Below are 18828 nucleotides of genomic sequence, written 5' to 3' on the forward strand. Positions count from 1 at the left end.
GCGGTCCGGCGGGCGCGGGCCGGTCCGGCGGGCGCGGGCCGGTCCGGCGGGCGCGGGCCGGTCCGGCGGGCGCGGGCCGGTCCGGCGGGCGCGGGCCGGTCCGGCGGGCGCGGGCTGGTCCGGCGGGCGCGGGCCGGTCCGGCGGGCGCGGGCCGGTCCGGCGGGCGCGGGTGGGTCCGGTGGGCGGGGGTGGGTCCGGTGAATGTCACAGCTGCTCCTCGTGGGCCGGACGGTCGTGCCTGGTAGCTTGCTGCGGGCGTTCGGGCCTGCGGCCCGGGCCACCGGCTACGGCTTGCCCCTGCTCGTTGCTACTGCTTGGGAGCTACCAGTGACTTCGGCGACCTTCACGCGTCCGGCCCGCACGGTGTCGCGCCGGCAGCTGCGGATCGCGGCCGCCGCCGCGGGGCTGGCGGGCGCGCTCGTGCTGACCGCGTGCAGCAGCGGCGGCGGCTCCGAGGACGACTCCTCGTCCAGCCCCTCCGCCTCCTCCTCTGTCTCCACGGCGGAAGCGGGCGGGAGCACCGGCGGGACGACGAGCGCGTCCGACAGCCTGCAGGGCAGCTGGCTCGCCACGACCGGCGGCAAGGCCGTCGCCCTGGTGATCACCGGCAAGCAGGCCGGGCTCTTCTCGACCGGCGGCTCCGTGTGCAGCGGGACCGCGGGCAAGGAGGCCGGTATGCAGATGATCCACCTCAGCTGCACGAAGGGCGGCAAGGAGCGAGCGACGGGGATGGTCGACTCCGTGTCCAAGAGCTCGCTGAAGATCACCTGGTCGGGCACCGTGGGCAAGGAGACGTACACCAAGGCGGAGGGCGGGACCCTGCCGTCGGGGCTGCCGACGGCGAACCTCGGTCAGTAGTCCGGCAGGGCGGGCAACCGCTGCGGCGGATCGTGCGTGATGATCCATGCACGCGATCAAAGACATCGCGCCGCCGAGCACCAGCAGAGCACCAGAGGATCCACATGCGCGCCACCCCCATCACCGTCGCCGCTCTCGCCGCGGCGCTCCTTCTGACCGCCTGTGACAGCAGCGGCGGTGACAGCGGCTCCAGCAACAAGAACTCCGGCAACAAGGACACGGCCGGCGGCGCCTGCACGCTGGACGCCGTCGGCGTGCAGGTCGCGGCGAGCGCCGCCCCGTCCGCCGGGGACTCCGGCAATGTCACCGTCACGCTCACCAACCGCGGCTCCGCGTGCACCCTGAACGGTTTCCCGGCCGTCGATCTCCAGGGAGGCAAGGCGTCGGGTGCCGTCCCCGCCGACAAGGCCGCGAAGGCGCAGAAGCTGACGCTCGCCAAGGGGGCGACCGCTTCCTTCACGATCACGTATGTGCGGGGTGCGGCGGGCGGAGCCAAGAGCCTCCCGGTGAAGGCGGCGAAGTTCACGTTGCCCGGTTCCAGCGCCGGTCACAGCTTCAAGTGGACGTACGGCGAGGTCGCCGTCAAGGGTGGCGCGGGTGCGCCGAACGCTTCGGTGAGTCCGTTCCAGCAGGCCGGGGACTGAGCACTCCGCGGGTTGTGCCGCGATGGGTCGTCGTTCGTCTGCGGCCCCGTCGTGACTTGTCGCACCCACGCGGCGGAGCCGCATATCGACACGGCCCCGCGCACCTATCGGAGCGCCGGCCCTGACATCGGGTGTCTCAGGGGAGCCGCGGGCGGCCCCTCACCTGGGCCCGGTCCGCTGCCTGGGCTCCCTCCGTCCAGCCCGCCTCGTCGCTCACACCGCGCAGGCGGGTTGTGGTCGTCTCGGGGAACATGCGGTCCGTGTGGGTCGTGACCGCGACCTCGCGGGAGGCCAGTACCGGGAGCAGGTCGTCGGTCACCTGCGTCTCGGCGGCCGCCGCGAGGCGGGTGCCTATGCGGTGGGCGTAGGCCGCGAGGAAGGACTGCCGGAAGGTCTTGGTGCGTCTGCGGCCGCCCGCTCGCTGGGCGGTCTCCGCCTTCGTCATCGCCGTCGTGGCCTGGACGAGGAGCGAGGTGTAGAGGAGTTCGACGGCTTCCAGGTCGGCTTCGAAGCCGACGACGGTGGAGAAGCCCAGCGGCTCGTTCCACACCGCCCGGCAGTGGTTGGCGGTGGCGACCGCGTCCAGCAGCACCGCCTTGGCCTGCTCGTACGGTGCCTCGACGCCGATACGGCAGGCGCCGGGGGCGTCCGGGGAGGGCGCCCGGGCCGCGAGCAGCGCCTCGTCGATGCTGTGCCGGGCCATCAGCTCCTGCGCCTTGGCGGACAGTGCCTCCGCCTCGTCCGGGAACCCGGTCGCCTCCGCCTTGGCGAGCAGCGCGCGGATACGGGTGAGCATGCGGGACTCGGGTGCCGGACCGGCCCCGCGGGCGGAATCGGGCCGCCGCGTGGGCTCGTCGAGGGGTTCGAGGGCCGGCAGGCGCAGCAGCAGGCGGTAGAGCTCCAGGACGGTGGTCGCGTGCGAGAAGCGGTCGGTGCGGGGCGGGGTGCCGGTGGCCTCGGCGGTTTCGGCCGCTTCGGCGGTGAGCTCGTCCAGCTGCGCGGCCCAGCGGGGGCCGCGCGGGCCGTCGTCCGGCGTCTGCGCCCGGATCAGCGCCGACGCCAGGCGTACGTGTGTGTCGTCCAGCTCGCGTCGTACGATCCGGACGACGTCGGCGGGCTGCCAGCCGCGCCGCCAGGCCGTCGCCACGAACTCCCGGCCGCGGCGGGCGAGTTCGTCGTCCGCCGCCGGGTCCGCGGCCAGCAGGGAGGCGCCCGCGTCGAGGGCCGTGTCGGTCTCGGCGTACAGGGCGGCCTTGAAGGCGCGTTCGACGGTGCTGGGCGGAGTGCTGGTCACTCGTCGATCGTGCCACGCGGCACTGACAGTCGGGTCAGCCGCCGATGAGGGCCAGCGCGCGGTCGAGGGCCTCCGGGGCCGGGCACGGGACGTCGGGGAGGACGCCGGTGCCTTCCCAGTTGGTGCCGGAGACCGGGTTGACGGCACGGGCGACCGGGATGGTGGCCTCCAGGTTCGGGTGGACCGTCCAGCCCTCGCGGGGGTGGGCGCCGCCGCGGGTGCTCTCCCCCACGACGGTCGCTCGGCCCAGCTGCTGGAGGTCGTAGGCCAGTTCCTCGGCGGCCGAGAAGGTGCGGGGACCGGTGAGGACGTGGACCGGCTTGGTGCCGCCGAAGCGGGCGCCAGGGACGTGCGGCAGGGTCCAGGACTGGTCGTACCGATCGCCCACGCGCGCGTACATGGTGTTGAGGTGGGTGCGCTCGTCCAGGAGGTAGCTGCAGACGAAGGCGACCGTGTCCGGGTCGCCGCCGCCGTTGCCCCGCAGGTCCAGGACGAGCGCTTCGGCCCGGGCCACCAGGGTGAGCGCGGCGGCGAGCGGCTCGGCCGACCAGGGCAGCGGGAAGAGGAAGGGGCCCAGTTCGAGGAGGGCGGTGCCGCCCGTCAGCAGCTCGACCCGGGGCACACCGCCCAGGGAGGCGTCGAACTGGCGGCGCATCGCGGCTTCCGCTGCCTCGCCCTGGCCCGTCGGCACCCGCTCGGGGTGGTACTTGAGGCGCAGATGCAGATCGCCGTTGACGGACTGCAGATCCGTGGTGACCAGTCCGCTCAGCTCCTCGGCGCTCTCCACGTCGTACGCCCCCTCCGCCAGGCGCCGGCGCAGCAGCACGGCCAGCTGCTCGGCGGCCTCCGGGAAGACGTAGTGCTCGGTGAGGAGCCGGGCCGTCTCGTCGACGACCGCGGGAACGTCGGTGACGGGGACCGGAGTCGGGGCGGCGGCAGGGGGCGTGGAGGAGCTCGTCTTCGGCGTGCTCGTGGTCGTGGTCATGGCAGATGAGTCAATCACCGTCACCGTGCCCCTCACATGACGTTTCCCGGCACCGGTAGCCCGTAGCTGTCAACTCAGGGTTGACACCCTCCTGGCGTCAACCTACGGTTGACACATGTCGACGAACCCGAACTTCACGCCCTCCGTGCGTCTCGACGAACTCATCGCGGCCATCAAGAAGGTCCACGCCGAACCTCTGGAGCAGCTCCAGGACGCGGTGATCGCGGCCGACCACCTCGGTGAGGTGGCGGACCATCTGATCGGTCACTTCGTGGACCAGGCGCGCCGCTCGGGCGCCTCCTGGACGGACATCGGCAAGAGCATGGGAGTCACCCGGCAGGCGGCCCAGAAGCGCTTCGTGCCCAAGGAGTCCACCGACCTGGACCCGAACCAGGGCTTCGGCCGCTACACCCCGCGCGCCCGCAACGTGGTGATGGCCGCCCACAACGAGGCGATCGCGGCCCGCAACACCGAGGGCCGCCCCGAGCACCTGATCCTCGGACTGCTGGCCGAGCCGGACGGGCTCGCGGCCAAGGCCATCACCGCTCAGGGCGTCCTGCTCGACACGGTGCGCCAGGCGGCGACGGCCGCGCTCCCGCCCGCGGCCGAGGAGGTCCCGGAGCTCGTCCCCTACGGCTCCGACGCCAAGAAGGTCCTGGAACTCACCTTCCGCGAGGCCCTCCGCCTCGGCCACAACTACATCGGCACCGAGCACATCCTGCTGGCCCTGCTGGAGTTCGAGAACGGCGAAGGGGTGCTGGCCGGCCTCGGCCTCGACAAGGCGACGGTGGAGGCCGAGCTCGCCAAGGCACTCGCGCAGTACCTGCAGGTCCCCGGCGAGGAGAGCTGACGGCCCGCCGGGAGGCCGCTGTCAGACCCCCCTGCCACACTCGCAAACATGACCGACCGCTGGGCGCTCGCTCCGGCCGAGGACGGTGGCGTGGAGCTCGCCCCCCTCGGTCCGGACGGGCTGCTCGCCGGACCGGTCCTGTGGGAGCCCGACCTCGCGACGGCCGTGCGCGGGAGGCCGGAGGTCGTGCGGTGGGTGTGGCGTTCCACGGCCGAGGTGTATCCGCGTCTGCTCGCCACGGGGGTGCGAGTGGAGCGGTGCTACGACATCGAGGACGCCGAGACCCTCCTGCTGGGCCACGAGGGGCGGTACGGCGAGCCACGCTCGGCGGCCGCCGCTCTGGCCCGGCTCCGCGGCGGCCCCGTACCGCCCGACCCGCCCCTGCGCTCCGCCGAACCGGGCGCGCAGTCCCCGCTCTTCGAACCGCAGACCGTCCATGTGCCGCTGCCCGACCTCGTCGAGGTGTACGCCGAGCAGCAGCGCCGGCACGACGCCACCGCGCACCCCGACCGGATGCGGCTGCTGACCGCCGCCGAGTCGGCGGGGATGCTGGTGGCCGCCGAGATGAACCGCGCCGGGCTGCCCTGGAGCGCCGAGGTGCACCGCCGGGTGCTGCACGAACTGCTCGGCGAGCGGTATGCCGGCGGCGAGCCCCGCCGCCTCGCCGAGCTCGCGGACGAGGTGTCCGCCGCCTTCGGGCGCCGCGTCCGGCCCGATCTGCCCGCGGACGTCATCAAGGCGTTCGCGCAGGCCGGGATCAAGGTGAAGTCGACCCGCCGCTGGGAGATCGAGTCCGTCGACCACCCGGCGGTGAAACCGCTGGTCGAGTACAAGAAGCTGTACCGCATCTGGGTCGCCCACGGCTGGTCCTGGCTGCAGGACTGGGTGCGGGACGGGCGGTTCAGGCCCGAGTTCCTCGCGGGCGGGACCGTCACCGGCAGATGGGTCACCAACGGCGGCGGCGCCCTCCAGATCCCCAAGGTCATCCGGCGCGCGGTGGTCGCCGACCCCGGCTGGCGGCTGGTCGTCGCGGACGCCGACCAGATGGAGCCGCGGGTGCTGGCCGCCATCTCCCGCGATCCGGGGCTGATGGAGGTGGCCGGGCGGGAGACCGACCTCTACCAGTCGGTCTCCGACCGGGCGTTCTCCGGCGACCGCGTCCAGGCCAAGCTGGCCGTCCTCGGCGCGGTCTACGGCCAGACCTCAGGAGACGGCCTGAAGAACCTCGCCGCGCTCAGACGCCGCTTCCCCAAGGCGGTCGCGTACGTCGACGACGCGGCGCGCGCGGGCGAGGAAGGGCGGCTCGTGCGGACCTGGCTGGGGCGGACCTGCCCGCCGGCGGCAGGGGCGGGCGAGGACGCGGCGGAGGAGGCGGGCATCCCGCAGGACGAACCGGCCGAGGCCCCCGCCGGGACCGAGTGGGTGCCGGGGTACGCCTCCACCAACACCCGCGCCCGCGGCCGCTTCGCCCGCAACTTCGTCGTCCAGGGGAGCGCCGCCGACTGGGCGCTGCTGGTGCTGGCCGCGCTGCGGCAGAGCTGTGCGGACATGGCGGCCGAGCTGGTCTTCTTCCAGCACGACGAGGTGATCGTGCACTGTCCCGAGCGGGAGGCGGAAGCGGTGGTGGCGGCGATCCGGGAGGCGGCGGAGCTGGCGGGACGGCTGACGTTCGGTCAGACGCCGGTGCGGTTTCCGTTCACGACGGCGGTGGTGGAGTGTTATGCGGATGCCAAGTGAGTGGTGCTGGGGGCGGGTTCGCTTGCCCGCGCTTGCGGGGCGCCGCTCTCTTCGGGTCGGGAGCCGCCCCAGCGGCACGACTGCCCGCAGCTACGACAGCGTCTCGCCGAGCAGTTCCCTCAGTTCCGCCACCACCGCCTTCTCGTCCGTGCCGTCCAGTGCCGCGAGTGCCGTGCACCACTGTTCGTACGCCTGCTCGATGCTCCCCCGCTCCCGCAGCAGAAGCCCGTGCTGATGGCGGGCGAGACCGCCCGTGTAGCGGTCGGCGCGGGCGTCCGCGCGGTGGAGCAGTTCGGCGCACTCGGCGGCGGCCCGTTCCGTGCGGCCGAGCAGCCGCAGGGCGCGCACCAGCCCGAGCCGGGTCTGGGACTCGCCGTGCCAGTCTCCGTGGCCGCCGAGGATGCGCAGGCTCTCCTCGAAGTGGGGTACGGCGGCGGCCGGTTCGCCGAGGGTGAGGTGGGCGTAGCCGATGTTGCAGTGCGCGGAGTGCTGCACGATCACGGCGCCGATCTCGTCGCCGATGGCGAGTGAGAGCCGGTGCTGCTCGATCGCGGCCCGCGGGTCGGTGTGCTCGTACAGATTGCCGAGGTGGCTGTGGGTCACGGCCTCGCCGTGCGGGTCTTTCAACTGACGTGAGTACTCCAGGCTCTGGCGCAGCGCCCGGCCCGACTCCTCGTAGCGGCCGAGCCCTTCGAGCAGCAGGCCGCGGTTGTTGAGGCAGCGGCGCATCCAGGAGACGTGGTCGAGCCGCCGCCAGATCGTCAGTGCCCGGTCGTTGAGGTCGAGGGCCTCGCTCTGCCGCCCGGTCAGGAAGTGCAGCCCGGCGAGGTCGCCCAGCGCGTACGCCTCGGCGGCCTCGTCACCGAGCCGCCGGGCCACGCGCAGGGCGGCCCGGCCTAGCACCTCCATCTCGGCGACCCGGCCACTGCGCAGCACGTACGGGAAGAAGAGGCGGATCAGTGTCGAGATGCGGGCGGCCCTGAGGGTCTGCAGGTCGGAGTCGGCACCGGCGTCCTCGGCGTACCGCTCGACCAGCGTGACGATGTTGACCAGCTCGGTGTCGCCCCAGGCGAAGGCCTGTCCGGCGGATTCGAAGGCGGGGAGGGCGGCGACGTGTGCCGCGTGGTCCGGTGGCTGGGCGGCGGTCGGGCGGCGGCGGTCGTCCTGGTCGAGGCCGGGTTCGACGATCGCGGTGAGGGCGCGCTCGGCGACGGCGGCGTACCAGGGCAGGGCGGCATCCACGTCACTGGCGCCCCCGGCCAGTTCGCGGGCGAAGTCGCGGACCAGGTCGTGCGGGGCGTAGCGGCCGTACGCCGTCTCCTCCAGGAGGGCCACGTCGACGAGCCGGTCCAGCGCGGCCTCGGTGCGGCGCTCGTCGGCGCCGACCAGGTGGGCGAGGAGCGGGGCGCCGTACGCGGGCAGGTCGAGCGCGCCGATCCCGCGCAGCACGAGGGCGGCGTCCCGGTCGGCCTCCCGCTCCGAGGCGGCGAGCGCGTCATGGGCGACGGCCAGGGAGCGGCGGACGCTCAGGTCGTCGTACTCCAGGTGGTGCAACCTGCCTTCCGTGGCGGCCAGTTGACCGGCCAGCACCTCGGGGGTGAGCGCTCGGCGCGCGGCGAGGCGGGCGGCGACGATGCGCAGCGCGAGCGGGAGGCGGCCGGTGAGTTCGACGAGGGGGTGGGCCGCGTCCAGGGCGTCGCGGCCGGAGACCGCTCGCAGCAGCTCGGCGCTCTCCTCGCCGCTCAGCGGGGTGAGCGGGAAGCGGCGGGCACCGTCGAGGGCGGTCAGCGGCGAACGGCTGGTGACGATCACGGCGCAGCCCGCGCCGGCCGGCAGCAGCGGCCGTACCTGAGCGGCGTGCGCGGCGTCGTCCAGGAGCAGGAGGGTGCGGGTCGGGGCGAGCAGGGAACGCAGCAACGCGGCAGCCGCGTCCGGGTGTTCGGGGATGCGGCGGGGCTCGGTGCCCAGATCACGCAGCAGGGCGGCGAGGGCCTGGGTGGGCGGGAGGGGGGTCATGCCGGGGGTGGCGCCGTGCAGGTTGATGTACAGCTGACCGTCGGGGAAACGTTCCCTCAGGGTGTGGGCGACCTGGAGGGCGAGCGCGCTCTTGCCCACGCCCGCCATGCCGCTGATGACCGCCACGGCAGGGGTCCGGCCGGGCTCGAGGGTGCTGCGGAGGTCATCGAGAGCGAGGGCGCGGCCCGTGAAGTGGGCAGGTGGAGGCGGTAGTTGGGCGGGGCGGGGCGGCTGCGGGAGGGCCGGGGCGGGGTCGTCCGTGGTACCGGAAGCAGTGTCGTCCTCACGCGGGGCACCGGGGAGCCCGGAGGTGGCGAGCACCTCGACGTGCGCCTCCTGCACCGCCGGGCCCGGTTCCACGCCCAGTTCCTCCACCAGGCGGGCGCGCAGATCCCGGTGGACGGCCAGGGCCTCGGCCTGGCGGCCGGTGCGGTGCAGGGCGAGCATCAGCTGGCGGTGGTACGCCTCCCGGAGCGGATACTCGGCGGCCAGCGCCGCCAGCTCCGGAACGAGACCGTCCAGTCGGGCACCGCCGACGGCCAGCTCGGCGTCGTAGCGCCACTCCAGAAGCAGCAGCCGTGCCTCCTTCAGACGCTGGACGAAGGCGTATCCGCCCAGTTCCGCGGGGAGCCCGTTCAGCGGAGTGCCGCGCCACAGGGCGAGCGCGGACGTGCACTCGCGCACGACCCGCTCCCAGTTGCGGGCGGCGAACGCACCGCGTGCCGCGGCGAGATGACGCTCGAAGACATGCACGTCCAGTTCGCCCTGCTCGACGCTGAGCACATAGCCGGGCGGCACCGCCCGCAGCCGCTCGGGGTCGTCGAGCAGCCTTCGCAGCCGGGCCACATGGTTGTGCAGCGAGGCCTGCGCGGACGCGGGTGGCGCCCCGCCCCACAGCGCGTCCTTGAGCGAGTCGACGGAGACGACACGGCCGGCTTCGAGAAGCAGGGCGGCGAGCAGGGTACGGACCTTGGGGCTGCCGATGGCCTTGACGTCGGCCTCGCCGGAGGCCTCCGTGGCGTCACCTGATGCGCCGGCCTCGCCGTGAACGTCGTAGAGAACCGGCGGCCCCAGCAGTCCGAACCGCAGCTGGCCCCGCCTCACGCCCCCCACTGCCTTCCCGCGTCCTTGGCGGATTCCCGCCCTCGTCACGGCGGTTTCCCGCCACCTGCGTCACGGCGGTCGCCGCCGGAATCCGTACGGCTGCGGCCGTCCGGGACCGCCGGCCGACGGCTTCGCGCCAGTCGGCCGAGGCCGGAACGGAGAACCGTTGGCCACATGTTAGCGATCCGTTGGTGCCACCTGATGTGATCACTTCATCGGATCTGGCCCGGGGGTGCGCGCGTAGAACGCGCAACTCGGGGGAGTGACGCCGCCGTGGCCGGATCCGTGGGACGTCAGAGGGTCCCGGTCGGCGGAGGTGAACGCCCGGGACCCTCGTCCCCTCCGCCGTTCCCCGTCAGATGACGGGTGGCCGCCCCAGCCGCGCCAGCCGCCACACGGTCCGCCATCGCATGGGCCGCCGCTCGCCCGCCGGTTCCCGCAGGCCCTCCACGAACCCGCCGAACCAGGCGCGCAGCCCCGCCGACGACCGGGTCCTTACGAGGGTGAGCAGCATCCAGATCGCCAGGTGTACGGGGATGAGCGGCAACGGCAGTCGACGGCGGACGAGCCAGACCCGGTTCCGTGCGTTCACCCGGTAGTAGATGGCGTGCCGGGCCGGGGAGGTCTTCGGGTGCTGGAGCAGCAGTTCGGGTGCGTACAGGATCCGCCAGCCGGCGTCGGCGGCCCGCCAGGCCAGGTCGGTCTCCTCGTGGGCGAAGAAGAACTCGGCGGGCCAGTCCCCGATCTCGTCGAGCATGGCGGTCCTCAAGCCGTGGCCGCCGCCGAGGAACCCGGTGACGTAACCGCCCCGCATCGGGTCGGATGCGCCGACCCGGGGCACGTGCCGCTGCTGGGTCTCGCCGTGCTCGTCGGCGATGCGGAAGCCGACGATGCCCAGCTTCGGGTCGGCCGCGAACAGGTCCCGTACCCGCCGCAGCACATCGGCGTCGACGAGCAGCCCGTCGTCGTCCAGTTCCACGACGACGTCGACGTCCCCGAACTCCCGCAGCCGGGCAAGCGCCTGGTTGCGGCCGCCGGGGCAGCCCAGGTTCTCGTCGAGTTCGAGGAGGGTGACCTCGCCGGGAAGCGTCAGCCGCTCGGCGAAGTCCGGCAGCGGGCAGCCGTTGCCCACGATCACGATCCGCGTGGGCGCCAGGTCCTGCTTGGCCACGGACTCCAGCAGGGCGTCGACCTCGGCGGGCCTGTTTCCCATGGTCACCACGGCGACAGCGATCCGCAGTGCGTCCAGGTCCTGCATGCCCTTCACCCCATCACGGCCGCCGGCAATCCCGCCGCGATGCTAGCCGTTCATGGTGAGGACTTTCTGAGTACGCCGATTCTTGGGTCAGGCGTGGCGTTTCTCGTTCCCGGGTCAGAGACGCCGGTTCGTACGACGGTTCTCCCTGCGCCGTACGAACTTCAGCCCCGACCAGTCCTCCCCCAGCGCGGCGACCTTCACGTCGACCACACCGAGCGGGAGGAAGAGGTCCCGCAGATCGTTCTCGGCGATATCGCTGACGTGCCCGGCGGCCTTGCGGGGCCAGGCGATCCACAGCATGGCGTGGTCGGCGAGAGCGGCAGCCAGGGCGGGGGCCTCGGCGGCCAGTGCGGCGCGGTTCCGGTAGAAGGCGAGGGCGATGTCGGCACCGCGGGGACCGTCCGCCGTGAACTCCACCCCGCCGGGCAGGCCGGGGATGTCGAACGGGTCCGGCGCGTGCAGCAGTGCCACCCGGTGCCCCGCCCTGATGCCGATCTTCCTGGCGAGCGGGGTACCGGAGTACCCACCGCCCGCAGCACCGGACCCGCCCATCGCCCGCCTCCATGGTCGCCTGTCGCCTCGGCCGGCTTCCATCGTGCCGGAGGGCACGGTCAGCCGGCCTGCGCCGCGGCCTGGGTCGTGACCAGTTCCCGGTACGGGGGGCAGCGGGCCATGAGCTCCGGGTGGGTGGCGGCGTCGACGAGTGTGCCCTCGCCGAGCATCACCACGTGGTCGGCGTGCCGCACCGTGGACAGGCGGTGGGCGACGACCAGGACGGCGCGGGTGGCGGAGAGCTCCGCCACGACGTCCCGGAAGCGCTGTTCGTTGATGCTGTCCAGCTGCGAGGTGGGCTCGTCGAGCAGAACGATCTCCGCCTCGGTGAGCAGTGCCCTGGCCAGAGCCAGGCGTTGCCGCTGGCCGCCGGACAGGTCGCTCTCCCGGCCCAGCACCGTGTCCAGCCCGTCGGGGAGTGCCTGCACGTCCTCGCGCAGACCCACCGCGTCCAGTGCGGCCATGAGCTCCTCGTCCGCGGGCGGACGGTGCCGGCCGAGCTGCAGGTTCTCCCGCACGGTCCCCTCCAGCAGCGTGAACTGCTGGTCCACATACGTCACCCGACGGCGCAGCTCGGGCAGCGGCCAGGCCAGCACGTCGTGCCCCAACACCTCGATGCGACCGGTGCCGGCGTGTGCGAAGCGGTCGATGAGGGTCAGCGCGGTCGATTTGCCCGCACCGGAGGGCCCGACGAGGGCGGTCAGGCCGGTACGGGGAGCGGTGAAGGAGAGACCGGTCAGGACGGGGGGTGCCGAGGGCCCGCCGTAGGAGAAACCCACCTCGTGGAAGGCGACCGCGGGGCGGCCCGGCAGCGGTTCGGGGGCAGGCGCCTCGGCCGAGGCGTCCACGTCGCTCTCCCGGTCCAGCATGAGCAGGTCGTTGAAGCGGGCCTTGGCGGCGAGACCGGCCTGCAGGCGGCCGATGCCGGTGGCGACCATGGTGACCGGGGTGACCAGTTGGAGGAGGTAGAGCAGGAACGCCGCGAAGTCGGGGGCGGTGAGCTGCCCGTGCGCCATCCGCGCCCCGCCGCCGACGATGACGGACACGAGGGCGATCTGCTGACCGAGCCCCATCACGGGGCCGATCAGGGACTGCAGCCGGGCCCCGGTCAGTGAGGTGCCGGTCAGCTGCGCCGCGTCCTCGCCGAGCCGTTGCGCCGACCGTTCCTCCGAGCGGTAGGCCTTGATGGTGGCCAGGGCGGCGAGATGGGCGGTGAACCGCTGGGCGAGGCCACCGATGGCCTCCTGCTGGTCGACGACGTTGCGCTTGACGCGGACGACGACGTAGCCGATCGCGGCACCGGCGACGGCGAACGCCGCGATGGCGACCAGTACCAGCAGCCAGTCGAGTACGGCCATGATGACCAGCGTGGACACCACAGTGAGTATGGCCAGCGGGAGTTGGACCAGGCCCACGTCGATGACGGCCCGCAGCAGGAGCGCGTCGGAGGTGACACGGGCGACCAGGTTTCCGGCGCCCTGGGCGCGTACGGTGCCCAGGGGCAGCGCAAGGGTGTGGGCCATCACCCGTCGGCGCAGCCTCAGCAGCATGAACTCGCCGAGCCGGGCCAGCAGATAGCCCGACGCGGCGGAGGCCAGCGCGGCACCGAGCGCGAGGCCGCCCAGCTCCAGCGCCGGGACGGTGATCGACGCGTCACGGGCGAACGAGTCGATGACGTCCTTCATGATCAGCGGCACACCCAGTGTGCCCGCGGTGGAGGCGAGGGCGAGCAGGAGGGCGAGGGTGAGCTGCAGCCCGTTTCCACGCAGGATGTCGGCGCCGAGGCGCACGGCGCGGACGCGTGGTCCGGCCGGCCTCGCGGATTCGGCGGGCCCGGCGGACTTCGCGAGTGCTGCGGGAGTGGCAGATCCGGGGGTTTCTCCGGAGCGGGGCGAGTTCACGGGTCCTGTGGAAGAGCCAGGTTCTGCGGGAGCGGCCGGCGGGGCCTTGCGTCGGGCCATGTCAGTGCTTCGCGGCCAGGGTGACCAGCTCCACGGCCTCGGCGAGACCGAGCTGCGGAGCCGCCCTGCGCAGCTCCTTGATCGCCCGGGTGGAGGTGTCCCCCGCGGCAACGCCCGCCCGGTCGAGGGCCTGGCGGGCCCACCGGATCTTCATGTCCTCGTCACTGCGGGCGGCGGCCTCGATCAGCGTCAGCGCCTTGCGAAGCCCGGGCAGCTCCGCCGCGTCGGCGTGCGCCAGTGCCTCCTCGACGGCGGTGCGGGCGTCGTCGAGGTCGTGCAGGACCACCAGGTTGAGATGGCGGGTGGTGCGCATGAACGGTCCCTTCGTCGGTGTTGGTCGGCGTTCTCGTCGTGGGTCAGGAGCTGCCGTCGAGCGCCGCGGCTCCGTCGCCGTCGACGTAGCCGGGCAACACATCGGCATACAGGCCGAGTTCGGGATGCCAGCCCAGGTAGGCGGCGAAGTCGTGGGCGTGCGTGACGATGCGCAGTACGGCGGCGCGGCCGACGGCCAGGAGATCGTCCGGGGTGCCGTATCCGTCGAGCAGGGCCGTCGGCAGTTCGGTCAGCAGTGGCCGGGAGGTGCCCTTGCGGTCGGCCGTCATCCGCAGCTCCAGAAACTCGCCGAGGAGCCAGCCCAGGTCGAAGGCGGGCGAACCGGGGGCGAGTTCCTCGCCGGTCAGCAGAACGGAGTCGGCGGCGGGGAGCCCGGGGTCGCCCACGATGAGGGATCCGGTGCTGGGCGCCCCGTGCAGCAGCACGTCCGCCGGTCCCGGCTCGGCCGACGCGGCACACCAGGACCGCACGGTCTCCCAGCGCCGTGGGCCGAAGCTCGCACGCAGCACGCCGTGCAGCTCCCGTGCGGCACGCGGGCCCCTGCCGGTGTCCATCCACGCGGCGAGGCGGGCGGGGCCGGGGGGACCGCTCCGGCCGGAGAGTTCGCCGGGCGGCGTGCCCCGGTCCGGAACGTCGTGCAGCGTGCGCAGCAGCCGCCCGGTGTCGTGCAGTGCCACGCTGAGCCGGTCGCGATGGGCCGGCGTGAGCTCGGCCCAGAGCAGCTTCGCCGCGGAGTCCGCGCCGTGCACGGTGTACTGCAGGGCGCCCGGAGCCTCCTCCGGCAGTCCGACACGCACGGTCCCCGACCGCAACGACGCCAGTCGGCGGCGGGCCTGCGGACCTGGGCCGACCAGGGGCACCGGCCGGTCGGCCCCTGCGCTCCGCACCCAGCGGAAGGAGCCGTCCGTCAGCCGGTGCACGGTGGTGCGCTGGTAACCGGTGGCGAAGGAGTCGACGAGACGGGAGCCGGCCGGTGCGTCCGCCGTCATGCCTGCCCCCCGCCGGGCTGCGTCGTGAGCCGCTCGCGCAGGGATTCGACGGCCGGGATCACCTCGGTGAGGGTCGCGGCCGTCATGGCGCCGGGCTCCCCCGTGGTCATGCTGATGCCCTCGTGGGGAGGTACGACCGTGACGTTGCCGCGTTCCGCGAGGGTGCGGGTGTGCTGCTGCCAGGCCGGGGAGGTCAGGGCGCCGGGGGGCAGGGCGGGGGCCAGGGCGATCGGGGCGGCCGTGCACTGGAGGGCGAGCAGGGTGGGGGTGTCGGCGGCGCCCAGGGCGAGACGGCTGGTGAAGTGGAAGGTGGCCGGGTGGACGACGACCGTGTCGGGCCAGTGGGCCAGTTCGACGTGCGGGGCCCTCGTCTCGGGTTCCTCGCCCCACACGTCCAGTTGCGGCGGGCGGCCGCCGAACACCGACAGGGTGGTGGGGGTCACGAAGCGCGTGGCCGAGCGGGTGACGACGGTCCGAATCTCCACCTCCGGGTAGGAGGTGCGCAGCCAGTGCAGCCACATCGGCATGAACATCACGCCGAGGGCGCCGGTTCCGACGTAGAGCAGACGACGGCCGGTGAACGGCGGTGCCGCGGACGGCGGTGCGGAGGCGGCGTCATGCACGGCGGCCGTCCACGGCGCTGAGGATCTCGGTGAGATCGGTGACGGCGGCCCCGAGGCCGTGCGCGTTGAGTACGCCGCAGACGTTCACGATCACCTCGTCGACACCGTGGGCGCGGTACCGGTCGAGACCTTCCGCGATCTGCTCCGGCGTGCCGGTGACGAACGTCCCGGACTCCACCAGCAGGCGGGCACCGGTCTCGGGGTCCGAGGGGTGGGCGGGGATGTCTGCCCGGCGCAGCATGTCGGTGTAGTGGTCGGCGCCGAGATGGGCGCGGGCCGCCGCGAGCGCGACGGCCGGGATGTCCCGACCGGGCCGGGCCACCGCCGCGTGCACCACCGTCGCCACCCGCGGCACGGGCCGCCCGGAGCGGGCGGCGCCCTCCTTCGTCGCGGGCACGAGCACGTCGCGGATGTACGACGGCGGCGTCAGCCAGGTGATCGCGACGTCGGCGACCTCCCCGGCGGCACGGGCCATGGCGGGGCGCAGCACACCCAGGCCGTACTCGACCGGCGGCGCGTCCATGACGGGGAACACGGCGTGCGTGCTGTGCTCCTCGCTGTCCTGGTGCACCGTCTCGCCGTCGATCAGGGCCCGCATGGTCCGCACGTACTCCCGGGCGGCTGTGACCGGCCTGGCCAGCGGTGCGGGCCGGACCGCGGACTGGAACTCCTTCGACCCCGGCCCGATGCCGGCCACGAACGGCAGCCCGGACAGCTGCGCGACGGAGCGGGCCTGGACGGCGGCGTCGTACGGGTGCCGCAGCGGCGACAGGGCGACCGAGGAGCCGAACGGGATCCGGATGCCCGCCCCGGTGAGCGCTGCGAAGACATGGTGCGTCTCGATGCCCAGGGACTGGCCGAGCCACAGCCGCCCGCTGCCGCGGCGCTCCAGGAGCCGGGCGAAAGGCATGACATGGCCCACGTGGGAGGCCTGGAGCGGGTACACGACGCTCGTGGTGTGCGGGGAGTTCACAGGGCTGTGTCCGTCTCCGTGAGGTGTGCGGTGTCGCCGAGGACGACGCCGTGGTAGTCGGTCGGGTCGTAGAACCGTCCGGCCGCCGCCGTGACGTCGGCGGTGGTGACGGTGGCGAGCTCGTCGAGGAAGCGTGTGATGCGGTCCGGCTCCTGACGGAGCGTCAGCGACAGCAGCAGACTGCTCGCCCAGGCCTGCTGCGAGGACGTGGCCAGCGCGGTCATGCCGGTGACATAGCGGCGGGCGGCCTCCACCTCGGCAGCGCTGGGCGGCTGCTCGGACATCCCGCGCAGCACATGCCGCATCCGGCGCAGGGTGCCGGCCGCCGACACGGTCGCGGTGTCGGCCTCCAGCGAGATCACCAACTGGTCCAGGTGGTCGTGGAAGGCGCTCTCGCAGCGGTAGGCGAGACCGTGCCGTTCGCGTACGTCGGCGACGAGCCGGGAGGAGAAGTAGCCGCCGAAGACGATGTTGGCCAGGGTCAGTGCCGCGAAGTCGGGATGGTTGCGGTCGGGCGCGGGCCGCACCAGGCGGATCTGCGACTGGGCCGCCCCGGGGCGATGGATGCGGGCGATTCCGGGTTGCCGGATCACCGGCTTGTGCGGGAACGGAGCCAGGCTTCCCGCGGGTCGCCACTCCCCGAGCGCCTGCGCGGCCCGGGCCGCCGCCCGCTCGGGGTCGAGGTCTCCGACGAGGACGAGAACGGCCCGGTCGGGGCGTACGACGTCATGGTGCGCGGCGCGGACCTCCTCGGCGGTGACGGCAGCGAGGTCTCCCGCGTACGGGACGTCGGTCATGCGCGGCAGCGGGCCGTACAGGTGCCCGAGGAGCGCCTCGGTGGCGATCAGGTGCGGCTGGCGGCGAGTGGTGGTGACCTGGCGTACGGCCCGTTCCCTGGCGGCCCGCACCGCGGGTTCCGTGTGCCGGGCCCCGACCAGGCTCTCGCCGAGCACGCCGAGCAGGGTGGGCAGCGCGGCGGCCGGTCCGGAGCCGTTGAGGCCGAGCCAGCGGGACGAGCGGGACGCCGACAGGGCCGCGCCGGCCGTGGCGAGCGTGTCCGTGATCGCCTCCCGGTCGTACCGCGGTGTGCCGTGCAGCAGCGTCGCGGCGAGCAGCTCGTGCACGGCCGCGGCAGGGAACCCGTCCGCGTCCAGCGGTACGGCCAGGCGCAGTTCGGCCATCGGGATGGAGGCGTGGCGCAGGGCCACGACGCGGAGTCCGTTCGGCAGCCGTACGTCGGCGACCGGCGGCAGCACCAGGGGCGGTACGGGGCCGATCGCCGGCAGGGGTGCGGTACGGGTCGTCATCGCGGATCTCCTCCGCCCGGGATCAGGGAGAGCACCGCGCGCTCCTGCGGGCGCAGGGCCGCCGCGGCGGCCGCCACGTCCTCGGCCCGCACGGCCGCGAGGCGGTCGCCGAGTTGGTCCACGAGGTGGGGAGTGCCGTAGAGCAGCTCACAGGTGCCGAGGGCGCGGGTGCGGGCGACCAGGTTGTCGAGGCCCCGCCAGGTGGCCGAGGTGATCAGGGCGCGGGACTGGGCGAGTTCGTGCGCGCGGGGGCCCGCGCAGGCGAGGTCGGCCAGCTCGGCGTCGACCGCCTCCAGCAGCCGGTCGGTGTCGGTCGTGGTCGGGTGGGTCGCCACCAGGAGGAAGGTCTCCGGGTTCCTCGCCCGCAGCGGCCCGAACAGACCGCAGCTCGCGCTGACGTCGGTGGCCGTACCCCCCGCACTGCCGTGCACCAGGCGCCGCTTGAGCCGGGAGGTGTCGCGACCGGTGAGGAGCTCGGCCAGCACCATGTGCGCGAGGTAGCCCGCCGGCCGGGTCTCGGCGTCGGGCATGCGGTGGCCGATCGCCGTGGCCGCGAGGGCCGCGTGCGGATCGTGGTGCTCGGCGTAGCGCGGCGCCGTCGGCACCGGCTCGGACAGGGGCGTCGGCGGCGGCACCGGGCGGGCCGGCACCGGGCCGAAGTGACGCGCCACCAGCTCCGCCGTGCGGTCGGGGTCGACGTCCCCGCAGATGGTCAGCACCGCGTTGCCGGGCGCGTAGTAGGTGTCGTAGAACGCCTGGCAGTCCTCGACGGTCGCGGCGTCGAGGTCCTCGAACGCACCGTAGCCGTTGTGGGCGTTGGCGTGGCTCCGGTACAGGACGGCGGGCAGCACGGTCCAGGGGAAGCCGCCGTAGGGGCGGTCCGTGACGGTCTGCCGGATCTCCTCCTTCACCACGGCCGTCTGGGTGCGCAGCGTCTCCTCGGTGATGCACAGGGCCCGCATCCGGTCGGCCTCCAGGAACAGCACGCGCTCCAGGGCCTGGACCGGGACCACCTGGTAGTAGTCGGTGTGGTCCTGGTGGGTCGAGCCGTTCGCGGTGCCGCCCGACGCCTGGACGATCCGGAAGTGGTCGGCGGGACCGACGTGTTCGCTGCCCTGGAACATGACGTGCTCGAAGAGATGGGCGAAGCCCGTGCGGCCGGGCGGCTCGGACCGGAAGCCGACGTCGTAGTGGACGGCGACGCCGACGGACGGAGCACCGGCCAGCGGCTGCACCACCAGGCGAAGGCCGTTGGGCAGCGTCGAGCGGTGCAGCGGGGGTCGGGACATGCGGTCAACCTAGGACCCGGTTCCGTGACTAAAGAAACGCGGGATTCTGATTTC

17 protein-coding genes are annotated in these 18828 nt (G+C 73.5%); 4 read left to right on the forward strand and 13 right to left on the reverse strand.

The window, feature by feature from the left end; translation table 11 throughout:
* Nucleotides 1-209: hypothetical protein (locus ACFY1E_RS05575; RefSeq protein ID WP_389071817.1), on the reverse strand; the 209-nt coding region annotated here is incomplete at its 3' end.
* Between the two features lie 119 nt (nucleotides 210-328).
* Here ACFY1E_RS05575 and ACFY1E_RS05580 point away from each other — a divergent pair.
* Both ACFY1E_RS05580 and ACFY1E_RS05585 read left to right on the forward strand, forming a co-directional pair.
* Entirely contained in the window at nucleotides 329-859 is a 531-nt protein-coding gene (locus ACFY1E_RS05580) for a hypothetical protein (RefSeq protein ID WP_389071819.1), read from the forward strand.
* Between the two features lie 104 nt (nucleotides 860-963).
* Entirely contained in the window at nucleotides 964-1503 is a 540-nt protein-coding gene (locus ACFY1E_RS05585; RefSeq protein WP_389071821.1) for a DUF4232 domain-containing protein, read from the forward strand.
* A 136-nt stretch (nucleotides 1504-1639) separates the two neighbouring features.
* Here the strand turns inward: ACFY1E_RS05585 and ACFY1E_RS05590 are convergent, their stop codons facing one another.
* Both ACFY1E_RS05590 and ACFY1E_RS05595 read right to left on the reverse strand, forming a co-directional pair.
* Nucleotides 1640-2797: a DUF2786 domain-containing protein gene (locus ACFY1E_RS05590; protein ID WP_389071823.1), complete on the reverse strand. Its 1158-nt coding sequence runs from the start codon at nucleotides 2795-2797 to the stop codon at nucleotides 1640-1642.
* Nucleotides 2798-2831: 34 nt separating this feature from the next.
* Nucleotides 2832-3782 carry a S41 family peptidase gene (locus ACFY1E_RS05595; protein ID WP_389071826.1) on the reverse strand — a complete coding sequence of 317 codons (951 nt, stop codon included), beginning with the start codon at nucleotides 3780-3782 and terminating at the stop codon, nucleotides 2832-2834.
* Between the two features lie 115 nt (nucleotides 3783-3897).
* On the opposite strand from ACFY1E_RS05595, the gene ACFY1E_RS05600 reads away from it, so the two are divergent.
* Entirely contained in the window at nucleotides 3898-4632 is a 735-nt protein-coding gene (locus ACFY1E_RS05600; protein WP_389071830.1) for a Clp protease N-terminal domain-containing protein, read from the forward strand.
* 48 nt (nucleotides 4633-4680) lie between these two features.
* Nucleotides 4681-6369: a bifunctional 3'-5' exonuclease/DNA polymerase gene (locus tag ACFY1E_RS05605; RefSeq protein WP_389071832.1), complete on the forward strand. Its 1689-nt coding sequence runs from the start codon at nucleotides 4681-4683 to the stop codon at nucleotides 6367-6369.
* A 90-nt stretch (nucleotides 6370-6459) separates the two neighbouring features.
* Here the strand turns inward: ACFY1E_RS05605 and ACFY1E_RS05610 are convergent, their stop codons facing one another.
* The 10 genes from ACFY1E_RS05610 to ACFY1E_RS05655 all read right to left on the reverse strand — a co-directional run bounded on the left by ACFY1E_RS05610 (nucleotide 6460) and on the right by ACFY1E_RS05655 (nucleotide 18774).
* The gene (locus ACFY1E_RS05610) at nucleotides 6460-9489 is read right to left on the reverse strand and encodes a BTAD domain-containing putative transcriptional regulator (protein ID WP_389071835.1); all 3030 of its coding nucleotides are present in this window, start codon (nucleotides 9487-9489) and stop codon (nucleotides 6460-6462) included.
* A gap of 355 nt (nucleotides 9490-9844) precedes the next feature.
* Nucleotides 9845-10747: a glycosyltransferase family 2 protein gene (locus ACFY1E_RS05615; RefSeq protein WP_389071837.1), complete on the reverse strand. Its 903-nt coding sequence runs from the start codon at nucleotides 10745-10747 to the stop codon at nucleotides 9845-9847.
* A gap of 114 nt (nucleotides 10748-10861) precedes the next feature.
* Entirely contained in the window at nucleotides 10862-11299 is a 438-nt protein-coding gene (locus tag ACFY1E_RS05620; RefSeq protein WP_389071839.1) for a DUF3052 domain-containing protein, read from the reverse strand.
* 59 nt (nucleotides 11300-11358) lie between these two features.
* A complete protein-coding gene (locus ACFY1E_RS05625; RefSeq protein ID WP_389071842.1) occupies nucleotides 11359-13200 on the reverse strand; it encodes an ABC transporter ATP-binding protein in 1842 nt (613 codons plus the stop codon).
* A 61-nt stretch (nucleotides 13201-13261) separates the two neighbouring features.
* Nucleotides 13262-13573, reverse strand: a complete 312-nt coding sequence (locus tag ACFY1E_RS05630; protein ID WP_389071844.1) for a hypothetical protein — start codon at nucleotides 13571-13573, stop codon at nucleotides 13262-13264.
* Nucleotides 13574-13616: 43 nt separating this feature from the next.
* Nucleotides 13617-14582, reverse strand: a complete 966-nt coding sequence (locus tag ACFY1E_RS05635) for a hypothetical protein (RefSeq protein ID WP_389071848.1) — start codon at nucleotides 14580-14582, stop codon at nucleotides 13617-13619.
* Nucleotides 14579-15205 (reverse strand): flavoprotein, encoded by a 627-nt coding sequence (locus ACFY1E_RS05640; RefSeq protein WP_389071851.1) that lies wholly within the window; start codon nucleotides 15203-15205, stop codon nucleotides 14579-14581. Before ACFY1E_RS05640 ends, ACFY1E_RS05635 begins: the two co-directional genes overlap by 4 nt.
* Nucleotides 15198-16178, reverse strand: a complete 981-nt coding sequence (locus ACFY1E_RS05645) for an LLM class flavin-dependent oxidoreductase (RefSeq protein ID WP_389071853.1) — start codon at nucleotides 16176-16178, stop codon at nucleotides 15198-15200. Before ACFY1E_RS05645 ends, ACFY1E_RS05640 begins: the two co-directional genes overlap by 8 nt.
* Nucleotides 16175-17485, reverse strand: a complete 1311-nt coding sequence (locus ACFY1E_RS05650; RefSeq protein ID WP_389071856.1) for a M16 family metallopeptidase — start codon at nucleotides 17483-17485, stop codon at nucleotides 16175-16177. The genes ACFY1E_RS05645 and ACFY1E_RS05650 overlap by 4 nt, the downstream gene beginning before the upstream one ends.
* The gene (locus tag ACFY1E_RS05655; protein ID WP_389071858.1) at nucleotides 17482-18774 is read right to left on the reverse strand and encodes a M16 family metallopeptidase; all 1293 of its coding nucleotides are present in this window, start codon (nucleotides 18772-18774) and stop codon (nucleotides 17482-17484) included. The genes ACFY1E_RS05650 and ACFY1E_RS05655 overlap by 4 nt, the downstream gene beginning before the upstream one ends.
* Nucleotides 18775-18828: the final 54 nt, after the last annotated feature.

This window comes from Streptomyces sp. NPDC001604 (genome assembly GCF_042893475.1).
GTDB lineage: Bacteria > Actinomycetota > Actinomycetes > Streptomycetales > Streptomycetaceae > Streptomyces.

Excerpts from the sequence above, each read along its gene's own strand:
- ACFY1E_RS05650 (WP_389071856.1), bottom strand. The coding sequence starts at position 17,485 with ATGACGACCCGTACCGCACCCCTGCCGGCGATCGGCCCCGTACCGCCC.
- ACFY1E_RS05600 (WP_389071830.1), top strand. The coding sequence starts at position 3,898 with ATGTCGACGAACCCGAACTTCACGCCCTCCGTGCGTCTCGACGAACTC.
- ACFY1E_RS05605 (WP_389071832.1), top strand. The coding sequence starts at position 4,681 with ATGACCGACCGCTGGGCGCTCGCTCCGGCCGAGGACGGTGGCGTGGAG.
- ACFY1E_RS05655 (WP_389071858.1), bottom strand. The coding sequence starts at position 18,774 with ATGTCCCGACCCCCGCTGCACCGCTCGACGCTGCCCAACGGCCTTCGC.
- ACFY1E_RS05595 (WP_389071826.1), bottom strand. The coding sequence starts at position 3,782 with ATGACCACGACCACGAGCACGCCGAAGACGAGCTCCTCCACGCCCCCT.
- ACFY1E_RS05615 (WP_389071837.1), bottom strand. The coding sequence starts at position 10,747 with ATGCAGGACCTGGACGCACTGCGGATCGCTGTCGCCGTGGTGACCATG.
- ACFY1E_RS05630 (WP_389071844.1), bottom strand. The coding sequence starts at position 13,573 with ATGCGCACCACCCGCCATCTCAACCTGGTGGTCCTGCACGACCTCGAC.
- ACFY1E_RS05585 (WP_389071821.1), top strand. The coding sequence starts at position 964 with ATGCGCGCCACCCCCATCACCGTCGCCGCTCTCGCCGCGGCGCTCCTT.
- ACFY1E_RS05635 (WP_389071848.1), bottom strand. The coding sequence starts at position 14,582 with ATGACGGCGGACGCACCGGCCGGCTCCCGTCTCGTCGACTCCTTCGCC.
- ACFY1E_RS05620 (WP_389071839.1), bottom strand. The coding sequence starts at position 11,299 with ATGGGCGGGTCCGGTGCTGCGGGCGGTGGGTACTCCGGTACCCCGCTC.